A 21,649-nucleotide genomic window follows, 5' to 3' on the forward strand; every position below is an offset into this window, starting at 1 on the left:
TACACCTCTATTTCTCTATAAACTTGGCCAATTCTGCTGTCATTAAATTAGCAGCAACGATTTGCTTATACTGCTTTGACACAAATGGATCTGATGCTGGCAAAAATTCATCGACGATGCGTTCATGAAGCTCATCCAGACATCGGTTTGTAAGAGATCGTCCAATTAAAAACGCCTCACAATTTTCTAGCCGAACCGGTTGACTGCTTCCGCCTGCAGCCGCTATCCGGATATGATCAATCTCACCTCGCTGATTCTTGTCACAAACAATTGATGCAGTAACTAATGAAGGAATAAACGATTCACGTCTACCTACTTTTTGATAAAAGGCATACCGTTTATCACTGGAAAATTGCTTCGGAATCTGAATAGAGAGAATCAGCGCCTCTTCCTTCCGAGCATACTGCAAAAAGTACCATAAAGAAGTCGTAAGTTTTTGATCTTCGTCCATCCAGGTAATATCGCAGTCAAGTGCTAACATAGCGGGAATCGTATCACCGATACCATAAGCGATATTCCCACCGATGGTTCCTCTATTTCTGACGGCTGGAGAAGCCACAGCAAGAGCTGCTTCCTGTAACAATCTGGCTTGCCCCTCCAGCAGTGGGTGATGCACACATTCTGCCAATGTTACAAAAGCACCGACCTCGACACTGTCTTCTTTTTCCTGGATTTTTGAGAATGCTGTTAATTGATCTAGTCGAATCAGGTGTGAAGGAAGCGGCGTACCTTGTTCTTTTTGTAATTGAAGTAGCGTACCACCGGCGATGTAGGCCGCACTTTGCTTCCTTTTATTTTTTATCATCGTCGCTTCCTCGACTGTCGCCGGCTTCCATACCTTTGTTACAGATGGTTCTGTTAATGTTTCTCCGCCAATTTCTTTGCCCATTGATAATCATCCTTCGTGTCGATATCATAAAAACTTTTCCAATCCTGATATTGTATCCGATCTCCTTGATGCTGTATGGCCCTTAGAATCGATCTTGCTCCTTGGTCACCTTGAATACTTAACAGACTTTTAAACAAGGTGGATCGGAATAAGATAGGTGGCCGCAATATATCTTCATAACTAGCAGCAATATATTGCATATCTAAATGGCGTTCTAGGTTCGCCTTGAATGTATCCACCAGATCATTAATAATTTCCACTTGCAGAAACGGCTGATCCCCTAACATGATTACAGCTCCATCCGCCTGATGACGCTTCGCCTGGCGAATACCTGCTTTAATGGAATAGGATTGCCCAAGGAAAGCTTCCTTACAGCGTATAATTTGAAATTTATCCGCTTGCGCTTTCACTGCTTCTGTCATCCAATCAAGACAATCCTGTTCCTGTACTACCACAAGAACTGAATCCACGTGTGAAGACAATGCTTTCAGGAGTGATGCACTCCCAACTGTGCTTTCGCCAATTGGTAAAGGAAGCTTGCTTTCTCCCATCCGCTTACTATTTCCTGCCGCTAAAAATATTCCCGTTACATTAACTGCTCTCACGAATCGTTACCTCTTCATTCCATTGTTTTTTCTTTTGCTGAATTAACTCTGCCACTATACTAACGGCTATTTCGTCAGGACCTTCTGCATCAATCGATATTCCGATAGGCGAGAACAAATTCGCTGGTGCTTCATGTCCGCCAAGCAATCTTTTCGTTCGCTTGGTCGACCCCAATATTCCTAAATATCGCAGTCGTTCGTTCTTAAGGTAAGCTAACAGTTCTTTGTCTCGCAGAAAATTGTGAGTTAATAATATGACAAAATCAGAAGGATTCAGTGTTATCTGCTGCTGTAATTCATGGGGAAATCCTACATAGACTTGTTGAACTTCGGGAAATCGCTGTTTATTGCATAACCCTTCACGCCAATCTGCTAATTCAACGTTAAAGCCACTTTGATCAGCAAGTGATACTAATGGTTTTGCATCATCACCAGCACCAAAAATAACAAGACGAGGCTTCGGTTTATAGCAGTCACAATAAATACGTTTCTTCATTTCTCCCAATTTATGAACACCTTTCTCACCAGATAAATACGAGGCAGTTTTTATCACTTGCAAAAACCCGTCATCCTGCTTAACATGGCCAAAGTGTTCTGTACCCGATTGATACAGGTAATTCATTCGGTTATCGCCTTCAGGAAGCTCCTTCCAAACCGTTATTGCCTTTCCTTTATTTAAAAGGTCTTTCATTTTATTTAAATGAAAAAGCAAGGCACGATTAACAGGTTCTACTAAAATTTGAATGACACCGTTACACCCTGACCCCTGTCCCCACAACAAGTCATGCTCTGCTCGCATATCATAGGTTAACAATTCTGCTTGCCTTCCTACGCCAAAACGCTTAATTCTTTCAGCCAGATCCTCCTCCAGGCAACCAGCGCTTAACATGCCAGTTTGTAATCCTTCAGGTGAAAAAAGCATCATAGCTCCTTCCTTTTTGTAAGCAGAGCCTTGCACATCCACGATCGTTGCAATGACTGATCCTTCGACATCATGAGTACTAATGGCTTGTAAAATCTCATGAATATCATCCATTTTCCTTTTCCTCCTCCTCGGAATCACTTTTGTTATATTATCTGACAATAGTTATCTTAGTTATTAATATACTAAGCTACTATTAAATGAAAGTCATTGTACAATCTGGCATATATTCATCACAATCATTAGCAACTATCACCAATAAGACATAAATTGCTGTTAAGAAACTTATCAAACTAATTTCTCACAGAAAATATATTGGCTAAAATTACTAATACAAAAAACATTTTTTGGTTATTTCAGCTATGTTATATAGATATCATACATGATAACATCGTTAACATAACATTTAATGTAAAATAAGCTGACAATATTTTTGAAGAGGTGAGATGGAATGAGTTTAGAGGCACTTGATAATCAGGTAAAGCAGGATCTAGCCTACCTTAATATACCAGAAAGAACATGGTTACCCTCTGCCAAACATAATGGCAAACATATCTATGATGTTATCATCATCGGTTCTGGACAGAGCGGCCTGGGGGCAGCATTCGGTCTAATTCGTGAAAAAATCACCAATATTCTCGTCATTGATGAGAACCCAGAAGGCTTCGAAGGACCTTGGGATACGTATGCCAGAATGACTACACTTCGAACACCGAAACATTTAACTTCTATCGACACCGGCATTCCTTCCTTAACATTTCGATCCTGGTGGGAAGCACAATACGGAGAAACAGGATGGAATGCACTAGACAAAATACCTAAAGGCGAATGGATGAATTATTTACGTTGGTATCGCAAGATTTTGAACTTACCCGTACAAAACAATACACAATTACAGCTAATCGAACCACTGCAGCAAGATAAACTGCACCAACTGCACCTCACCACGAATGAAGAGACAGATACAGTAATAGCAAGAAAAGTTATCTTAGCTACTGGCATTCAGGGTGGCGGACAATGGTTCGTGCCTTCTTTTATTAAAAACCACCTGTCCAAACATGTATTTGCTCACACTTCTGAATCTATTGATTTCTCTACACTAAAAGATAAAAAGGTTGCTATTCTTGGAGGCGGAGCATCTGCTTTTGATAATGCAAATCACGCTCTAAAAAAAGGCGTTAAAGAGGCTCACGTTTTTGTCCGCCGGTCCGAAATGCCTCGAATCAATCCGATCAGGCAAATGGAAGGATCCGGTATGATCGATCGTTTCCATACGTTTACCGACGCTCAAAAATATCAGGTGATGGCACATTTCTTTACTCATAATCAACCACCAACTAACGACACCTTCAAAAAAGCAAGTGTTTGGCCAGGATTCTCGTTACATACGGGCGAACCATGGCTTGCGGTCGAAGAAGACGGTGACGGGGTAACCGTTTCAACCGGTAAAAGAGACTACACGTTTGACTTTCTTATCATTAGTACAGGACTACGTTCAGATCCTGCACTTCGACCAGAACTCCGCTTGATAGAACCATATATTTTCAGATGGAGAGACTATTATCAGGCACCACAACACCTCTGCAATGAACAGCTGGACGCGCACCCTTACCTTAGTCCCGGATTCGCATTTCAAAGTAAAGCATTGAAGGGCCAAAAACAGTTACACGGATTATTTTCATTTAATTACGCGGCATTAATCAGCTGCGGGCTTTCCGCATCGGCAATATCTGGACTGCGCTACGCCATCCCAAAACTGGCAGCAGCGGTCGCTGACCAGCTATTCGAAGACCATCACCAGCAATCACTGGACGCTTTCTTTTCCTACGACGAAGAAGAATTTGTCGCAGACCGTGAATCAGCAACAGAAAGCCAGAAAGCAATGACCTAACCGTTTAGCCATGTTTTCATCTGATCCCTCTTAAAAACTCAGCATTTGTTTCGGCTTTTAGCGAGTGTCGTAGTTTTTCTTATACTTGGCTTAGCTCTTTAGTTTGTCTCGGGCAAATGACTGGACAGTTTCAATTGAGCTACATTTTGAATAAATAATTACATTCACAGAACCTGCACTTTTTACTTCAGTCATTTAGAAAAACCGGGCATAACCCGCCCGGTTCCAATTGACTTAATTAATAAACAACTTCCTATAATATGGATTATGTCAACTAACAGCTTAGTGGTTATTTTGAAATATTATGTGTGGTATGATACCGCTCCGTCCAACCACTTCGCGTCCTGCGGGGCACGGCTGAAGCTAACTTTGTGAAGAAGGGCGCTTCACAAAGTGGATCTTTAGCGCCTGCATAATCCCGCGAGAGTCTCCGTGGTTGGCCTACGCTAGAATTGGGACTCTACAATTTTTGTAAGAGCTAGCATATTGATCGGATGCATATATTGTAGCTATTGAACAATACCTATAACCACTGCTTTTTGCTGTTACATCCGTTGTAGCACTTTCCTTAAGCGTAGGAAATAGGCGGAGACTCCTCATGCCTCAGCGCAAGCTGAAGATCCACTTCATTTGTGCATGTGTCTTCTAGTATCGCTTCGAGGTAAGCTTCCTCGGCACAAGGCAGCATAGAAGTAGTTCAAGTAGTAGCCTAGCTGATGCCGTGCCCACAGGACGCGGAGCCTATTTCCGGAGCTTTGCTAAGCAGATAATCTATTTCAAAATGACTATTTTTGCAATAAAGCCTTTGTTAACATAATCCATACTTACCTCATAAAAAAAGGGGTTACCCTATAAAACAATGAATTTTATATAATTTCTATTAAACAGCCAAATGGTCATCATTTGACCATTTGGCTCAAGTTGTGATTTTTTCATGATGATATGTTGTTTCGACGGGAGCGGTCTCTGCCAGCAACTCGCCATTTCTGAATACATACATTGGCTTCGGCTGCTCACTTAGTAAATCCGCTAAATTCGCAGCAGGTAACACAATTCCGTTAGCTGGCTTTCCCGCTTCGATACCATAATGATTATGAATATCAAGACACGTCGCTCCGTTTGTCGTAATCATTTCCACAACATCGCGTAGATCCTTTTGTCCAGACATATGCGCTAAATGTAAGCCTAGATGGGCTGCTTGCAGAATATTGCCCGTACCGAGCGGATAGAATGGTGTGCGTATATCATCGTGTGCCAGACAGACATTTACACCTGCTTCATGCAGTTGCTTTACTCTGGTCAATCCTCGACCTTTAGGAAAAGGATCAGCACGACCTTGCATCATACTATTCACAAGCGGACAAGCCACTACTGATATCTTCGCTTGTTGGACCAGACGGATCACTTTATCGGCATAGACATCATTATAATAGGCTAATGCGTTGGCATGACTGACTGTTACTCTTTTATTATTCATATGGATAGCCAGGTCTGCTACCACTTCTAAGAAACGCGAATGCTCATCATCCACTTCATCACAAAAAATATGAATCGCTTTATCCCAGTCTTGTGCTAGTTGAAAACAAAACTGCAAGGACGCTATTCCTTTTTCTCTTGTCGGCTCCAGATGCGGGACGGCACTTACTAAATCAGCACCGCATTCTAATGCTTTTCGCATTCGCTCCTGATTTTTCGGAGATGCCAATAACCCGTCCTGTGGGAACGCGATGATTTCCAGATCAATTTTTCCGGCATAATATTTCTTCACTTTTATCAACGCTCGCAATGCGGTTAACTCCGGATCGGAAATATCGACTGCTGCTCTAACAAACAGCACCCCATGTGCTAATAATTGCTGCAGCGCCTGACAAGCTCTTTGGAAAACATCTTCTATCGACAGATCTTGTTTACGCTCCTGCCACACTTCAATCGCCTCATATAATGTTCCCGATTGATTAAAACGAGGGGAACCCGCAGTCAGCACGGTATCCATATGGGTATGTGTTTCAACAAAGGGCGGTAACAAATAACCACCCTGCCCATCCCACGTTATTTGCCCAGTCATTTCACCTTCTGTAATGCTGGCAAATCTACCAGCGTTTATCGCAACATTAACTAGTTCATCTTTTTCCAATAGACGAACATTCTTGATTACTTTATCAAACATAGCATAGCACCTTCTTTACTAAATCTTGATGGAGGTCGCCGTCAAAGACCTCCATGCTTCTTGCAAAAACGGATCATTCATCATCCGAACAGTTTTAAAACCATTCAGCCAGCGATTCTTTGTAAAGAGATACCGCGTTGGCGCCATACTGGCAAACAAGTCATACATATCAACGGAATCTATTACAACTAAATCAGCAACCGCCCCTTCCTTGATTTCATGCTCCAAACCAAAAATACTGCCAGGTATCGTTGTCATCATGCGCAGTAAATGCAACAGCTCCGCTTCACTCGCCAAGTGCCCGGCATAAGCGGTCAACAAACCAATTTGAACGAGGTCTCCTCGACCAAAAGGGTGAAACGGGTCATGAACATTATCAGATGCCGTGGCAATCGTAACACCGCCATTTATTAACTCTTTAATCCTCGTTACTCCCCTGCGAATCACTCCCTGATCAAACCTTCCTTGCAAATACATGTTGGCGCCAGGTAATGTAACAGCGTGAATCGACGCTTCCGCCATCCCCTCTATTAATCTAGCGGCTTTTTCATGGTTCATCGCCGCTAACGAGCACAAGTGACCTGCCGTAACCTGTCCTTGCATGTCGTATGCAATGGTCTTTTCAATCAACGTTTCAATCGTACAAACCGCAGGATCATCATTCTCATCGACGTGCAAATCCAGAAATTTTTCATTTTCCACAGCCAGGCGAATCAGCGCATCGATATTTTCTTCTGGATTCGCTCTCAGGTGTGGAGCACCTCCAATTCCATCAATTCCTAGTTCCATAGCCTGTTGAATCACTGCGTATTGTTCTTTTGTATAAGACGCAACATCAGACAACATCGGAACAATTTGTATGGTTAACAGATCCCGCAATGCCTCTTTCACTTCTATCACTGCCGCAAGCTTATCCAATGCTAGTTTCGGACTTATATTCATCTCAAAATTAACATGCGTGCGAATGTGAGTGGTTCCGTATGATAATGATTCAAGCGCCTGGCGATATACCCGACGTTTAATCATCTCCGGTGTAAACGTATGTGCTTTTTGATGATAGTTTTCGATGGCTTCCAATAATGTACCCGATTTATTAGGTACCTCTTTCAATGAGTAGGCTTTATCCAAATGAGTGTGAATATCAACAAAAGAGGGAAGAACGATTCTTCCCTCTAGATCAACATCCATCGCTTGCGAGAAATTATTTTCTAATTCCTGAAACGACAAGCCTTCACACTTCACATAACCTGTTTGCTCTTTCACCTGCTGATATACGCCATCACGAATAGTTATACTGTACAACTGTCCGTTGTTCCGCAATGGCACTGACGCATTAAACAAAGTGATCGACTGGCTCATGCCTATTCCTCCATTGGTAAGAATTCTGTCGTAAAGAAATTAGTCGGATCTTCATCATTCGTAATGATGCCTAAATCTAGCATTTGTTCTTGTAAAGCCGCCCAACGTTCTTCCGTCATATAGCCAAATCCATGTTCTTCGGCATCACCACCGAATATAAGTTCTTCCTGTTCTTTAGCACCAAAATCCATTAATCCCTCCGTTAAATCAGGGTTATATTCTTTTAATATTTCTTTGTATGCTGCGGGATCGTCACGATATGCTTCCCAGCCTTTGACCGTCGCAGCCATAAACGCTTTAACCAGCTCTGGCTTTTCTTCGATAACATCCTCTGTCGTAAAAATAACATTGGAATACGGCTGGAATCCGGAATCATGAATACGTAAATAATTATTTTCTACCCCTTGCTGGTCTAATACATAAGGCTCTGAAGTGATGTAGCCTTGCGTTACAGCATCAGGATCTTCGATAAAAGTACTCAATTGTCCGGTATAAGACAATTCCTTCACTTCTTCCAGTTCATATGATTTTTTTATATACTCCCAGTAGCCAACTCCTGGAGCGGTAATCGTCGTCATTCCTTCTAGATCTTCGAAATCTTCTACGCCAGCATCCGCATGTGAAATAAGTACGTATGGACTGACTTGAAAAATAGCTCCGATTGCTACTAACGGAATGCCTTTGTCGCGAGCGTTCAGAATATCTTCACCAGATGTATAACCGAAATCCATTTTGCCTGAGGATACCAGCTGTGTTGCCGAAATCTGTGGACCACCCGGTTCAATGGTCATATCGATTCCTTCTTCTGCATAGAACCCTTCTTCTAATGCGGCATAATTACCGCCATGTTCAGGCTGAGCAAACCAGTTCGTTACTAAAGACGCTTCCCCTAAGTCACTAGTCTCTTCCTCCACAGTATCTACCGTCTCCTCAGCAGGCTCTGTATCTGCTTCTGCTTCTGAACTTTCATCCTCTCCACAAGCCGCCAGCAACGAAAGAACCATTATCATAAACACGAAAAACAGTTTGTTCCAATTTCGTTTACCCATCCCTTTTCCCCCTTTATTAACTATCCTTCTTCATTTCAGACTCATGCCATGAACCCAATAACATTTTGGAAAGCAGGTTGACCAATAAGAAAAATATAATTCCCAGCAAGGATGCTGCTATCCCGCAAGCAAATAAATATGGAATTTCCATCGTTGTTGATGCTACGGTGATCGCATAGCCCAGACCACCATCACCTCCCCCAATACCTGCTATATATTCACCAACAATAGCGCCAATAATCGCTAACGTACAGGATATTTTCAAACCGGCAATAATATATGGCAATGCTGCCGGAATGCGAATTTTCCACATGATTTGCCATTTAGATGCATGATACAGACTCATTAAATCCATCATTCCTCGATCTGTCGCATTTAGACCAATCAATGTATTCGACAGCATCGGGAAGAAGCCGATGGTAAATGCGATAATAACGATTGCATTCATCCCCGAACCGAACCAGATCACAATGATCGGCGCAATAGCAACAATCGGAATCGTCTGCAACAGAATCGCATAAGGGTATAAACTTCTTTCTAATATTTTGGAACTTGCCATCACAATCGCCGCTGATACCCCAATGAAGACACTAAAGACAAATCCGAGCACTGATTCAAGAATCGTAGTGGATGCTGATGCCCATAATCTGTCCCAATTCTCTACTGTTGCGGATAGTACGTCAGTTGGTTTCGGCAAAATGTACGGAGGTATTTGCATCAATAGCGCACCAAATTGCCAAATAGCGATAAAGAGAACCAGCGCAATAATCGGGGGCAGCCAGGTCTGAAGAAACTGCAAATTTACTTTCTTTGCTTTAACCGTTTCACTTTTCACTTCTAATTGTTTTGTTTGTGCATTCTCCATATTGAGCCTCCTCAGTTCATAAGTTCCATTTTTTCATCTTTTGGAATCTTTCCTTTGTTCAACAGATCATATGGATCATTTTGCCTTTTCAATGTTTCAATTTCTTTCATTCGCAGATCATAACCGCCAGATCCGAGTAGATACGTATGGGGGTCGTTAACACTGACACCATTCTCTTGAAAAAAGTCGATAATCTCATACAACCGCTCTTTCGACTTATATTCCACAATCGGCAAGGAACCAGGTGTTACCTCCCCCTTGATTTTCATAAATTCAAAGTGAAATTGCACCTCATATTCAAACTTTTCCCTGATCAGACGCATTTGTTCGAATACTCTCTTCGGATCGAACCTTGCTTGTAAATATGTGATGTTTTCTCCATGTTTGTGCGCCCACAATGTGGCGTGATTCCAAGTGAAGTCTGACACCTTCAAGCCTTTATGATACTTATCAGCTGGAATCGTGAAGCTCACATCCCCTTTATATTTATCAATCAGTTCATGTAAAAGCGGAACAGATGGTTCTGCTATTTCCAGCATAGCGATTGATTTATCTTCTGTTAGATGTTTTTTAAGTTGTTGAAAATGGGCTGGAATTGGCCACTCACAGACAGATACGAGCCTTTTGGTGATCGCTTCATCATGTGCTAGTTCGTCACAGAAGAGAACTGCCTGCTGAAAAGTCGTGAAAGAAACGATAAATTGCGACCACTCTGTCTTCGACTCTACCGGGAGAACCGCTTCAACCAATATACCTGTCGTTCCATAATTGTGGATATAATCATGCATTTCTTCACCTGAAACAGTAAGGATTCGCGGTTCTTCTTCTATGGTCATGATCGTAACTTCCGAGACGTTGCCATCCCACAAGTTCCCCCAGCGAATCGAACCAATCCCTCCTGATCCCCCGCAAAGAAAGCCTCCTACCGTCGACTTCATAAACGTACTCGGAAAGATTCGAAGCTCTTTCTCTTCTTGTCGCAATGTTTTCTCTAACATTCCCATTTTGACTCCAGCTTGGGTCCTAACCTTAGTATCATTCACTTCCACAATCTGATTTAACTTAGTCAGATCAAGCACAATCCCACCAAACAACGGCACACCTTGACCGTAATTACCAGTTCCCGCTCCCCTTGGCGTCAATGGAATACGGTTTTCCACCGCAAATCGTACAAGCGTTTTTAGTTCTTCGATTGTTTTTGGGGCTACTGCACAATCTGCAACCTTATCTCGCAATTGCTCCTGTAGTACCGGGGAATACCAGTAGAAATCTTTCGATAACCGATCGACCGCCGCTTCTTTCACAATGACATTCTCTTCACCTATCAACTGCATCAGCCTGTCTTTCCACATTATGATCACCTCATTAAAATTTTAGATCGCGCGAAACTTGTGCAACGATATCACTGAATTCATGGGTTGTACGTACTTCATCATTACGAGGAAAAGGAAGTCTGACGTCTAATGCAGAAGCAACTTTACCAGGGCTAGGAGTCATCACCGCTACTCTGGTAGATAGATAGACTGCCTCAAACACATTATGAGTGATAAATAGAACGGTCATTTTTTGCGATTCCCAGATTCGTAATAATTCCGATTGCAAGCTTTGTCTTGTTATTTCATCAAGCGCTCCAAAAGGTTCGTCCATTAACAATAATTTTGGTTTCGCTACTAACGCTCTTGCAATCGATACTCTCATTTTCATCCCACCTGATAATTGTCGTGGTAATGATTTTGTATAATCTTTTAACCCTACTAATTCCAGTGCTTGAGCAGCTTCTTCTATTTTTTCTTTTTTTGACTTTTTCTGAAACTCAAGTGGCAGCATGACGTTTTCCAATACAGAGCGCCACGGCAGAAGCGTTGAATCTTGAAACACAAATCCAACATTGGTTCTTTTCTGCTGCATCGGATTCATCTGTGAGCCGAGGATTTCGATACTGCCTTGCGTGTTATCGATCAACCCTGATATCATTTTAAAAATAGTAGACTTTCCACATCCTGATGGACCGACAAAAGAGATGAATTCTCCCTCTGCAATGTCGATGTTGACATTATCGACTGCCACATTTCCATTTGGAAATACCTTGCTGACACCAGACATTCTCACTACATTTTCGATTGCTTGCTGCTTCACCGTATCTTCTGCTAATGTTGTATTCATTAGGATCCCCCTTTTTGTAATTGATCGATATTAAACTTACTCATTTCAACCAAGGCTTCTGCCACATACTGAGCGGATCTGCGATTAATCTCTTCTCCTTTTTCTAATGTTGCCTGCGTGGCGTCTCCAGCCATTCCTGTTTCAGATATGTCATTGATGACCCATGCAAAATAACAGCTGCCCTTCAAATATAAATGCTTGTTATCTTCAGGTAATCCAAGAAACTCTTTGGGACTTAATGCGGGGTGCACCCAGTTCTCTTTCATGTCCAGCACCATCGAGGTTTCTACGTCACCTCCATGGATACCAAACACTCGCTCTTTCTCTGACACCAAATCCGTGATCAAGCCTCCATCTGAAGAATTCAAACGAAAGACCATCATGCCCGTCTCAATTCTTATCTCCCGAGAAATCATATTTAACAAATCGTGATTTCCTCCATGTGAGTTAAACAAGACAAGTCGTTTAAAACCACTTTCACTGACACTTCTGGCGATGTCCATGACGACTGCCTGCAAGGTTGAAGCTGACAAAGTCATCGTTCCAGCCATCTTTAGATGTTCGGTACTTTTGCCGTATGGTATTGGTGGCAATAACCAGATATTATCTCTCTCAGAAAAATGCTCAAATGCCTCTGTTAAGATTCCCTCTGCAATTAACGTATCGGTATAGATTGGCATATGCGGTCCATGCTGTTCTACTGCACCTACAGGCAACACGACGAGCGCATCCTCCTTGGATAACTGCTTGACTTGCTCTGTTGTTAATCTTGGTAAGAAGCGGTTTTCAAATGCTTCCCCTTGATATCTTGTCACTCGCATTCTCACAACTCCTATATATTTGACATATTTCTATCTTTCGCTGATTCCATTTTGATAGTGTAATAATATTTAACATGAGACGTTATTTATTGTTACGATTATCTTAAGTGAAATGAGGACGACTGTCATTGGTCATTTTCGATAAATAATCCATGTTCATTAGACACTATTGACAAATAATTCAGACTATTTTCTGATCTAACAAAGCTAAGCCCTTATTTAACAAGACATTGACGGATGTTGCATCTTGTTAGATGTTCTCACATAAGAAAAAGAACAAAGGCGCAAGCGTCCGTTTAGAGACGTAGCGAATGGAGCGAATCAACTGAGATAAAGGAATCACGGTGAGCTTGCGAATCGATGATGACTTATCGTAGGGCGATTTCGCGAAGTCGCCTAGTCTATGGGTACTGGAGCCGGACGTGGCCGTTTCTGTCAGCGAACATCATATAGCCCAAAATTTATACTTTCTTGACTTACTAAAAAAACCGGGAAAGCCCACCCGGTCCTAACTAACAAATAATATACAACTACCTTTAATATGGATTATGTCAACAAAGGCTGTATTGCAGAATGGTCATTTTGATATATTTTATCTACTTAGCATAGCTCCGGAAAAAGGCTCCGCGTCCTGTGGAGCACGGCTTCAGCTAGGCTACTACTAGAAATAACATCTGGGCTGCCTTGTGCCGAGGAAGTTTACCTCGAAGCGATACTAGAAGACACAGGCACAGACCAAGTGGATCTTCAGTTCGCGCTGATTCCACGAGAGTCTCCGCCTATTTCCTACGCTTGAAGGAAGTGCTACAACGTATGGAACAGCTAAAAGCAGTGGTTTTAGGTATTATGTTATTCATTCCATTCCTGTTATGTATACAGTGATCAATATGCTACCTCTTACAAAAGTTGTACATAGCGTAGGTCAACCACGTAGACTCCCGCGGGACAGGCAGGCGCTGAAGATCCACAACGTCTGCACCTGTGTCTACTAGTAATGCTTCGAAGTAGGCTTCCTCGGTGCAAGGCAGCAAAGAAGTAGCTCGAGTAGTAGCCTAGCTTCAGCCGTGCCCCGCAGGAAGTGGTTGGCCGGAGCGGTATCCCAGCACATTAAATATCTCAATATGCATGCTCGGCTAGTGATGGCTAGCATTACATAATCCATATTACAGGAACTCCACTTCATGTTTAATATGTTCACTGCTGTGACTGCACTATTATACTTTCTTGACTGACAAAAGCCACTTAGTCTAGTTCGACTAAGTGGCTTCGTTATTTATTGGTATTTTTTCCTTCTTACGTACCACATAGACACAGATCCGAGAACAAGAAAGAGCAGTCCTGCAATGAGGTAATCATATTGGTTCGTCGCCGTATCTGGTAACGGATTTGATTCATCTGTTGATGATTCTGATTCCTCCGCAGCCAGTTGTTCAAAGACTCCGTATATGCTGAAATGATTGACTGCGGCTGTCACTTCTCCAGCTTCCTTGTTATAAAAATTCGGCTCTAATTGCTCTTGAATCTCTCCATTTTCATCTATATAATGGACGATAATATGATCCCAATCCTGCACACGATCGGTATCAATCGGGAATGTAACGTTGATAGCATGCTCAAAAATAATTGGTTCATTATTCCCCTTCAAAGTAAAATCAATCACATCACTTAATCGATTTTCATGCTTATGTTCAACAGCATCTGCTACTTCACCGAAGTGGAAAGAGATATCTCCTTTCCCTTTCAAAATCGAGACTGGCATTTCCACCCGTATGCCCTGCCATGAAAAGATAAGTATAGCTTCGTCTGACAAGTGATCGATCACCGCTTGTTTCACTGAAATATCGCGTGTCTCACTCTTTAGCAAATAAACTTGATCTCCTACTTCTTGTAAGGCAGACATATCTGGCTCTTTTTCATCCGGTTTTGGATCTGGATTTGGATCAGGATCTTCTGGCTCTGGTTCTGGCTTAGTATTGGGTTCCTCATAATCGCCAACTCGTTTCAAATAAAAATCATCCAATGTTCCCCAGGCATTCTCTGGCGCCTTAACACTCGCACCAATCGTAAGCTTGCCATCGGTAACCAAAATTTGATCAATCTCCGGCTGCTGCCAGTTGACCCAGCCATCGACGGACGTTTCTGCTGCATTAGATTGATCCGCTGTCTCCGCAAATAATTCCATGTTAGCATCCTCGGCATCACCACCTTGAATGAACATCGACAATTGATAATAACCCGTCTCCAGACCTGTAATCGTTTGTGATATTTCGAAATTCACCGGCTGATCATTCCAGAAATCCAAGGAATACTCTCCTGATTTAGAGTTGGATTTGTTTTGTTTTACCTCAGCATGCGGCCCCGATCCGTCCGGAAAAGTGAGATTCCACATGCTTATATCGCTATTTTCAAAGCTTGGATTCATAACAAAATTTTGCGGTGCAATGGTCAAAGTTGCCGTCACCTTGCTTCCGTCCTTGGTTTGGCCATCAATTTGATACGTACCTTCTCCTGACGCTACCGCATCATTAATTTGATTTTCGTCCCACGTAACAGCTACATCCTGTTCACTGCCGTCGTTATAGGTAGCAGTTACCGTTTCAGGTAATACAACCTCTTCACCTAATGTTACGGTTAACACTACATTCTGGATCTGATCTACTTCCAAAGGCGCCACAGCACCCGTATCAATATAGTTGAATAGATTCAGCGACGCTAACGGGTGTCCATTAAAATCAAATAAGCCTTGATTATCCACTGCGCTTCCGCCGTACCATTGACCAGCATCCTCAGGATCATATTCCGCTGCATAGCTTGTCGCCCATCCTGACCCATATTGTTCCCATAATTGCTTGTTCTGTTGCAATTCTATATCATCAGGATTACCAACCGGAATCCAGGCTGGCTCCCAGTAAAACACACCAATACCTGCTTCCCCAACATCTGCAACTGCTTGAAATACATCACGGACTGCTGTAGCTTGTCCTTGAACAGAGACCGGATAATTCAATGTTTGACCAGAGTCCTTCGGTGCCGTATTACCGTGGCCATCTCCATCCGCTTCTGTATACGTATAGGAAGTCTCTGCGACCATTACCTGTTTATCAAACGTGTCTGCTACATTTTTAAGTTCCGTGGTTAAATTAGCTAATGTGCCATGCCAGAATGGATAATAAGAACTGGCAAATACATCATAATCAACTTGATTATCCGCTAATGTCTGTGCATAGCCTTGATACGTACCTTTTTCTGGATTGGTAAAATGTAAGGCAACTAAAATCTCGCTGTCGATCTCTCGAACTGCCTGGCTGCCGGCATCAAACAATTGAGCCATATTCGTCCAGTCCTTTTCACCTGCTATACCATTATTGGTTTCGTTTCCGATTTGCACCATACCGACATCAATACCTGCTTCAAGAATCGCCTGCAAACTGTTTTTGGTATAATCATGTAATGCCGTTTTCTTCTCATCCAAGTTTAAGGAAGTCCATGCCTTCGGCGCTTGTTGCTTAGCTGGATCTGCCCAAAAGTCAGAGTAATGGAAGTCAACCAGCATTTTCATTCCATTTGCGGTTGCTCGCTTTCCAATTTCTATTGCTTTTTGCAAATCATTATTTCCGCCACCATAGCCATTGCCATCACTATCGTATGGGTCATTCCATACACGGACACGCACATAATTCACACCAGCATCAGCCATTGTTTGAAAGATATCTTGCTTTTCTCCGGCCTCATTATAGAAATCAACCCCGCTGTTCTCCAATGAAATGATACTGGATACATCTACACCTTTTATAAAATCTTCAGACATTCCCTCTACTTTTTCCACAAATATATCTGCATCAACTGGTGCTTCTGTGTCCAATGCGGTTAGTTGAAAGCTGTCCAGGTAACCATATGCATTCGGTTCACCTGAAACTTCTGCACCTACTGCGAAATTGGAAGCATCTTCTTCGACATTAAATTCGTATGTGACGGTTTCCCAATTATTATAGTCCGTTGTTGCTGCTGCTTCTGCTTCATTATCACCTGCGAACAACTTCACCTGTCCTGATTCGCCAGCAAGGCCTCCCATCGATCGAACAGATAGCTGATAGTCACCTGCAGGAAGTGAATCAATGGTTTGAGAGAGTGTGAAGGATTGTGCAACAGTCGATGATTCATTAATCCAATATTTAAACGCATAACTGCCCTCGTCCTTCTCGATCCATTCATCATTCTGATAATCGAAGTGCGGTGCATCTACCATTTCCTGATCAGAAAAAGAGAGGTTCCACTCAGAGTCCTCCAACCAGAAATCGCTTTCAAATCCACCATTAGATAAATAGTTTTGTGTTGCCGCTTCTGCATGATCCACAGAATAAAACGGGATTGTGGTCAAACAGAGCAGGAACACCATTAGTGATAGTCCTAAACGTTTCAGCATATAAATGCCCCCTTGAAATGAAATAAGTTCACACTCTATTATAAAGCGGTTTCAAATATTGATATATATCAAATTATTCGGATAGAGTTTCAGAAAATGAAACGGGAGCCGGCTTCTTTCGATTTTGTTTAGCTCTATTAAAAGGGAAAAGAGAATGTGATATTATGGTAATTGGTTCTAGAGACAAAAATAATAAATTACAAATCAAATGGGCTTACAAGATAATTAAAGTAATTAGAAATAACTTTTGGGAGATAGAGAGATGAAAACAAACAATTGACCTCTAGTACAATTAAGGGAGTTAACTTTGGAAGACGTGGAAGACCGTTATCAATGGTGTTTAGATAAAGAACTGACAAAGCACTTAAATATGCCGGAGAAGTAGCCACCTTTTAGCAGAGAAGAAACTAAAAATTGGATTGAGATGTGTATAAATAAGACAAACGGATATGAACAAAAAGCCATCCTAACACAAGAAGGAAAACACATTGGGTGGGTTGATTTAAAGAACATAGATAAGTTAAATAAACATGCTGAATTAGGTATTGCGATTGGCGATAAAAACTATCAGGGCAAAGGTTTTGGACTTGCAGCAATGAAAGAAATGCTAAAATGGGGATTTAATGAACTGGGGCTAAATAAGATTTGGTTAAGAGTTGAATTGGATAATGAAAAAGCAATCAAATCTTATAAACGTGCAGGCTATGCAGAGGAAGGAATTTTAAGACAAGATCGGTTGAGAAATGGAGAGTTTGTTGATCGACTAAGAATGAGTATTCTTAAACACGAATTCTTCAAGTAACGGAATGCTTTAGCTGATAAACAAAATTAAATAATACGATAAAAACGCTCAGAAAAATCTAAGCGTTTTATATGCTGTGACACCACTTTGATATATAGCGAGTGCCAGGATACCACTCCACTCTGACCAAGTGTATATGGTAAGACAAATACAAAAGAAAAAGCATGAAGCTTGTTTATTGCGGATCAAATTTAATAAGCTGACATATTTCTCCTTGCCTCATTGTTTGTTTTACAGCCATTTTTGTATATTGATCGCAAATTTTTCTTTCCATTCCTTTTCGAGTTTTTGCAGATAGGAGGAGCTGAGATAATCTTTTCCCCCTCGAATAATTTCTTTTGCATAATGCTCAGGTGGTGCGGTTTCCGATTGTTTATCTACCACTACAAATGTCAAAACATCATGCAACATGACGCCATTTACTTCAACGTCAACAAAAGACGGACGATATTTCCCCTCCTCCACTCCTTCACGCACAAGCAAATACGCAAGAGCTTCGGAACCAATCTGATACACTTTCCCCTCTGCCTTACCGTCACTTTCGACAACATCTGCTCTGCCGCCATCCCCAGCCGTTATGGTAAAAGCTAATTGATACGACTGTAAATTCCCTCTGCCCAATACGTTCGTGAAATAATCAGCCACATCATGCTCCACCATTCGCTCCTGATCCATACAGGAACCATAAGCAAAATAATATAACTGTTTCTTTTTTAACAGGTGATCGACTTTCCAATCCCCACCTTTTATTTCACGTAATCCGGTCGCTTGTTCCTCGCGAAAGGTATACACATAGGCCTGTTTTTTGCCAACATCGGTATAAATAGTCTGTTGTCTGCGCTCATACAGATTATCGAGCCCTGGACCGTGATAGCCTTCTAGCAGATCCATTTCTCGTAACGTATCGACATCTACTTTATACAATTCTCCATATACTTTTTGCTCCGAATCGCTCACCATTGCGGGATACCCGACTCCAACATCATATAATCTGCCTGATGTCCAGCATTGTGAAGCGACCAATACAGCGTGCTTCATACAAGATGAATTGGATTGATTTTTCCTTAACGTTCCATAAACGAATACTAATTTTTTCGACATGCGCCCACATTCCCTTCTTACTCACCATCTTATTAAATTACAACCATGCTTACAACGATGTTTTTTCCCTTCCATCTCTCTCTTGTATGATAAAATAACAATAGATTCAAAGTAGAGGAGTGTCACAAATGAACAAGAAAGATATAGCTGATATTCGCAAACAATTTAAAATAGATAATGATCTGATGAAGATTCATGACATTTTTAACGTTTACATCATGAAAGAATCCAGTGATATTTATCACCAGCAGAGCCAGGCATTCGAAATGCTTGATCAGGATGAACAGGAATTGTTTATGACCAATTTCAAAAAAGTGCTGACAGGCCAACCTGACGAAAAACTATTTGAGCTAAAATTTCAATCCGATGTAGATAACCCTACTCAGCTGATTTTACATAAAGGACTGCTGACAGCTGAAAGTGAAGACTGGCAAACACAAATGCTCGAAATCGTAAAAAAAATGCTGCAAGACAGACAATACGAAATGGATATTGTCGTTACCTTCATTAGAGGAGAATATTACAAACCAATGAAGCGCCGAAGCGAGGAATCAGAAGACAGTGAACGGGACTCGGTGTATTCGCATTCCTTTATTTTATGCAGCATCAACAAGACCCAAGATCCGAAAAAAGAACTGCATTTCGACTATATTGAAAAACAATTTAAATATAATGTGGTAGTCGATCCTGTCATTAACCTGAATGCTCCGATTGGCGGTTTTTTGTTCCCTTGTTTCACGGATCATGCAGCAGATGTGAATCACATCCTTTATGCAGCCGGCAAAGCGAATGAGCCAGATGAAGCTTTTGTTGAGGACGTATTAAATGCGGAAGAAACCATGACGGCCAAAGAAGATAAAATCGTCTTCGAGGAAGTAGTCCGTGATGCAATTGGCCATCAGCTTAACTCCTCCACCTTAGCAAATGTCTATGAGGAAATCCATCGTATGACAGAAGATGAAGAGGAAGAAACACCAACACTCGATTACAAAGATGTCGAGCGCGTTTTGAAATCAAGCGGTGTTGAAGATGTTGATACTGAAAAAATGGAAACAGCTTTTAAAAATGTCATCGACAATACTGGCTATGAATTAAAAGCACGCAATATAGTGCCGAAGTATTCATCCAAATCCATTAAAATCAACACGAAAGTAGCAAATATTGCCGTGAGTCCAGAAGATCTCCGCCACGTAAGACAAGTTCAATTTGACGGCAGACGATACTTAATGATCGAAGTCGAAGAAGATACCGTGATTGATGGCTTCACGATGATTCCGGAAGCATTTAAATAAAAGGCTTTTGGATTACATGCGCGTACTATTTACAGGGATGCTAACGGACATCCAGGTCTCCCTTCTGCTCGTCCTTGTCCGATTGGGCATCGCTATCGGACAGCTGAGTCTCTTTTTGGCTCGTTCTTGTCCGATTGAACCTCTCTTTCTGTCGGACAAGAGCGAACACCTTTAGCTTTTTCTCCATAAAAAATACATTTCTTTAATCATCTAAATCTTTTCTCGCTTGTTCTTGCTGTTTTGTTTGCTCATCAATATACCTTCCAAGCTTCGAGGCATTAATCCCTCTTCTAACTGCTGTTTCAATCACAATGTACAAAATAACAATTATGACAATACTTAGCACAATTAATTTCATCAAAACCCTCCTTTTAATATTTTCACAAACAAACAAATACACAAAACAGCTAACACATAACAAACAAAAACAATAATTGTTTGCCGCACCATTGACAAGCCTCAAACAAAATTATAAAATGTTCATGTATAAACAAACATTACAAACAATCGTTTGTTAAGGAGGCAGCATCATGGAAATGTCAGAACAATTTTGGCAAGCATCGATCAAGGAATTAAAAAAAGGCTATATAGAAGAGCAGGATCACTTCGCCTGCCTTCTATGCGGCACTCATACCGAAAAAGGTGTCATCTATCCGCATCACGATTCATTATACGATGCTGAAAAATATATGAAGATCCATATTCAGGAATCTCATCAATCTGTTTTTGATTATTTGCTGAAAATGGATCGCAAATTAACCGGAATCACGGAGCATCAGAAACGCTTGCTACAACTATTCTACCTTGGAAAAAATGATAAAGAAATACAAACGGAGCTGGAAATCGGCAGTTCTTCTACGATTCGTCACCACCGTTTTGCACTAAAAGAAAAAGAAAGACAGGCTAGAAATTTCTTAGCCATGATGGAATTATTAAGGGAAAAGGATCAGTATGCACCACAGTTCACACCGGTCCATCCCACTGCGACAATGGTTGATGACCGATATAATGTGACAAAAACGGAAAAAACTAAAATAATCGATAAATTCTTCCCGGATGGTGTGGGAAACGGACTCCATAACTTCCCTCCAAAAGAAAAACAACGGATGATTATTCTGGGTGAAATCGCAAAACAGCTTGATGCAGAACACCGTTATTCAGAAAAAGAGTTCAATGAATCACTAAAGCAATACTACCATGATTATGTAAAGATCAGAAGGTATCTGATAGAGTACGGATTTATCAGTCGCAAACCGGACGGAAGTGAGTACTGGTTAAGAAAGAATACGAAGGAGTGACA

Annotated in this window: 16 protein-coding genes and 1 pseudogene; 4 read left to right on the forward strand and 13 right to left on the reverse strand. The window is 41.5% G+C overall.

Features of this window, described 5'->3' with window-relative positions; all coding sequences use genetic code 11:
• Positions 1 to 7: 7 nt before the first annotated feature.
• The 3 genes from MUN87_RS11335 to MUN87_RS11345 are packed head-to-tail and all read right to left on the reverse strand — an operon-like array spanning position 8 to position 2,530.
• Positions 8 to 889 carry an FAD binding domain-containing protein gene (locus MUN87_RS11335; protein WP_244740190.1) on the reverse strand — a complete coding sequence of 294 codons (882 nt, stop codon included), beginning with the start codon at positions 887 to 889 and terminating at the stop codon, positions 8 to 10.
• Positions 859 to 1,494, reverse strand: coding sequence for a nucleotidyltransferase family protein (locus MUN87_RS11340; protein WP_244740192.1), 636 nt, complete (start codon positions 1,492 to 1,494; stop codon positions 859 to 861). The genes MUN87_RS11335 and MUN87_RS11340 overlap by 31 nt, the downstream gene beginning before the upstream one ends.
• The gene (locus tag MUN87_RS11345) at positions 1,481 to 2,530 is read right to left on the reverse strand and encodes an XdhC family protein (protein WP_244740193.1); all 1,050 of its coding nucleotides are present in this window, start codon (positions 2,528 to 2,530) and stop codon (positions 1,481 to 1,483) included. Before MUN87_RS11345 ends, MUN87_RS11340 begins: the two co-directional genes overlap by 14 nt.
• A 337-nt stretch (positions 2,531 to 2,867) precedes the next feature.
• Here MUN87_RS11345 and MUN87_RS11350 point away from each other — a divergent pair, with 337 nt between their 5' ends.
• The gene (locus MUN87_RS11350; RefSeq protein ID WP_244740195.1) at positions 2,868 to 4,307 is read left to right on the forward strand and encodes an NAD(P)-binding domain-containing protein; all 1,440 of its coding nucleotides are present in this window, start codon (positions 2,868 to 2,870) and stop codon (positions 4,305 to 4,307) included.
• 916 nt (positions 4,308 to 5,223) lie between these two features.
• Here MUN87_RS11350 and MUN87_RS11355 read toward each other — a convergent pair.
• From MUN87_RS11355 to MUN87_RS22370, 8 genes are all read right to left on the reverse strand, one after another.
• Positions 5,224 to 6,474 carry an amidohydrolase family protein gene (locus tag MUN87_RS11355; protein ID WP_244740197.1) on the reverse strand — a complete coding sequence of 417 codons (1,251 nt, stop codon included), beginning with the start codon at positions 6,472 to 6,474 and terminating at the stop codon, positions 5,224 to 5,226.
• Positions 6,475 to 6,492: 18 nt separating this feature from the next.
• Complete coding sequence (locus tag MUN87_RS11360) at positions 6,493 to 7,833, reverse strand: amidohydrolase family protein (RefSeq protein ID WP_244740198.1); 1,341 nt, start codon at positions 7,831 to 7,833, stop codon at positions 6,493 to 6,495.
• A 2-nt stretch (positions 7,834 to 7,835) separates the two neighbouring features.
• Positions 7,836 to 8,882, reverse strand: coding sequence for an ABC transporter substrate-binding protein (locus MUN87_RS11365; protein WP_244740200.1), 1,047 nt, complete (start codon positions 8,880 to 8,882; stop codon positions 7,836 to 7,838).
• A 16-nt stretch (positions 8,883 to 8,898) separates the two neighbouring features.
• Entirely contained in the window at positions 8,899 to 9,747 is an 849-nt protein-coding gene (locus tag MUN87_RS11370) for an ABC transporter permease (protein WP_244740201.1), read from the reverse strand.
• Positions 9,748 to 9,758: 11 nt separating this feature from the next.
• Positions 9,759 to 11,099: an FAD-binding oxidoreductase gene (locus MUN87_RS11375; RefSeq protein ID WP_244740203.1), complete on the reverse strand. Its 1,341-nt coding sequence runs from the start codon at positions 11,097 to 11,099 to the stop codon at positions 9,759 to 9,761.
• A gap of 13 nt (positions 11,100 to 11,112) precedes the next feature.
• The gene (locus MUN87_RS11380; protein WP_244740205.1) at positions 11,113 to 11,910 is read right to left on the reverse strand and encodes an ABC transporter ATP-binding protein; all 798 of its coding nucleotides are present in this window, start codon (positions 11,908 to 11,910) and stop codon (positions 11,113 to 11,115) included.
• Complete coding sequence (locus tag MUN87_RS11385) at positions 11,910 to 12,731, reverse strand: creatininase family protein (RefSeq protein WP_244740207.1); 822 nt, start codon at positions 12,729 to 12,731, stop codon at positions 11,910 to 11,912. Before MUN87_RS11385 ends, MUN87_RS11380 begins: the two co-directional genes overlap by 1 nt.
• A 1,273-nt stretch (positions 12,732 to 14,004) precedes the next feature.
• Positions 14,005 to 17,154 carry a glycosyl hydrolase 53 family protein gene (locus MUN87_RS22370; protein WP_305037390.1) on the reverse strand — a complete coding sequence of 1,050 codons (3,150 nt, stop codon included), beginning with the start codon at positions 17,152 to 17,154 and terminating at the stop codon, positions 14,005 to 14,007.
• Between the two features lie 307 nt (positions 17,155 to 17,461).
• On the opposite strand from MUN87_RS22370, the pseudogene MUN87_RS11400 reads away from it, so the two are divergent.
• Positions 17,462 to 17,956: pseudogene (locus MUN87_RS11400) on the forward strand (GNAT family N-acetyltransferase).
• 231 nt (positions 17,957 to 18,187) lie between these two features.
• Here the strand turns inward: MUN87_RS11400 and MUN87_RS11405 are convergent.
• The gene (locus MUN87_RS11405) at positions 18,188 to 19,057 is read right to left on the reverse strand and encodes a gamma-glutamylcyclotransferase family protein (RefSeq protein WP_244740209.1); all 870 of its coding nucleotides are present in this window, start codon (positions 19,055 to 19,057) and stop codon (positions 18,188 to 18,190) included.
• Positions 19,058 to 19,185: 128 nt separating this feature from the next.
• Between MUN87_RS11405 and MUN87_RS11410 the strand changes: the two genes are divergently transcribed.
• The gene (locus MUN87_RS11410; protein WP_244740211.1) at positions 19,186 to 20,349 is read left to right on the forward strand and encodes a DUF4317 domain-containing protein; all 1,164 of its coding nucleotides are present in this window, start codon (positions 19,186 to 19,188) and stop codon (positions 20,347 to 20,349) included.
• Positions 20,350 to 20,551: 202 nt separating this feature from the next.
• Here MUN87_RS11410 and MUN87_RS11415 read toward each other — a convergent pair whose 3' ends face one another.
• Positions 20,552 to 20,707 carry a hypothetical protein gene (locus MUN87_RS11415; RefSeq protein WP_244740213.1) on the reverse strand — a complete coding sequence of 52 codons (156 nt, stop codon included), beginning with the start codon at positions 20,705 to 20,707 and terminating at the stop codon, positions 20,552 to 20,554.
• 172 nt (positions 20,708 to 20,879) lie between these two features.
• On the opposite strand from MUN87_RS11415, the gene MUN87_RS11420 reads away from it, so the two are divergent.
• The gene (locus MUN87_RS11420) at positions 20,880 to 21,647 is read left to right on the forward strand and encodes a DUF2087 domain-containing protein (protein WP_244740215.1); all 768 of its coding nucleotides are present in this window, start codon (positions 20,880 to 20,882) and stop codon (positions 21,645 to 21,647) included.
• Positions 21,648 to 21,649: the final 2 nt, after the last annotated feature.

Source organism: Gracilibacillus salinarum, from assembly GCF_022919575.1.
Classification (GTDB): domain Bacteria; phylum Bacillota; class Bacilli; order Bacillales; family Amphibacillaceae; genus Gracilibacillus; species Gracilibacillus salinarum.

What these genes read in the sequence shown, in the direction of transcription:
- MUN87_RS11360 (WP_244740198.1), bottom strand. Translation starts at nt 7,833, where the DNA reads ATGAGCCAGTCGATCACTTTGTTTAATGCGTCAGTGCCATTGCGGAAC.
- MUN87_RS11365 (WP_244740200.1), bottom strand. Translation starts at nt 8,882, where the DNA reads ATGGGTAAACGAAATTGGAACAAACTGTTTTTCGTGTTTATGATAATG.
- MUN87_RS11370 (WP_244740201.1), bottom strand. Translation starts at nt 9,747, where the DNA reads ATGGAGAATGCACAAACAAAACAATTAGAAGTGAAAAGTGAAACGGTT.
- MUN87_RS11345 (WP_244740193.1), bottom strand. Translation starts at nt 2,530, where the DNA reads ATGGATGATATTCATGAGATTTTACAAGCCATTAGTACTCATGATGTC.
- MUN87_RS11335 (WP_244740190.1), bottom strand. Translation starts at nt 889, where the DNA reads ATGGGCAAAGAAATTGGCGGAGAAACATTAACAGAACCATCTGTAACA.
- MUN87_RS11420 (WP_244740215.1), top strand. Translation starts at nt 20,880, where the DNA reads ATGGAAATGTCAGAACAATTTTGGCAAGCATCGATCAAGGAATTAAAA.
- MUN87_RS11355 (WP_244740197.1), bottom strand. Translation starts at nt 6,474, where the DNA reads ATGTTTGATAAAGTAATCAAGAATGTTCGTCTATTGGAAAAAGATGAA.
- MUN87_RS11385 (WP_244740207.1), bottom strand. Translation starts at nt 12,731, where the DNA reads ATGCGAGTGACAAGATATCAAGGGGAAGCATTTGAAAACCGCTTCTTA.
- MUN87_RS11410 (WP_244740211.1), top strand. Translation starts at nt 19,186, where the DNA reads ATGAACAAGAAAGATATAGCTGATATTCGCAAACAATTTAAAATAGAT.
- MUN87_RS11415 (WP_244740213.1), bottom strand. Translation starts at nt 20,707, where the DNA reads ATGAAATTAATTGTGCTAAGTATTGTCATAATTGTTATTTTGTACATT.
- MUN87_RS22370 (WP_305037390.1), bottom strand. Translation starts at nt 17,154, where the DNA reads ATGCTGAAACGTTTAGGACTATCACTAATGGTGTTCCTGCTCTGTTTG.
- MUN87_RS11380 (WP_244740205.1), bottom strand. Translation starts at nt 11,910, where the DNA reads ATGAATACAACATTAGCAGAAGATACGGTGAAGCAGCAAGCAATCGAA.
- MUN87_RS11375 (WP_244740203.1), bottom strand. Translation starts at nt 11,099, where the DNA reads ATGTGGAAAGACAGGCTGATGCAGTTGATAGGTGAAGAGAATGTCATT.
- MUN87_RS11350 (WP_244740195.1), top strand. Translation starts at nt 2,868, where the DNA reads ATGAGTTTAGAGGCACTTGATAATCAGGTAAAGCAGGATCTAGCCTAC.
- MUN87_RS11405 (WP_244740209.1), bottom strand. Translation starts at nt 19,057, where the DNA reads ATGTCGAAAAAATTAGTATTCGTTTATGGAACGTTAAGGAAAAATCAA.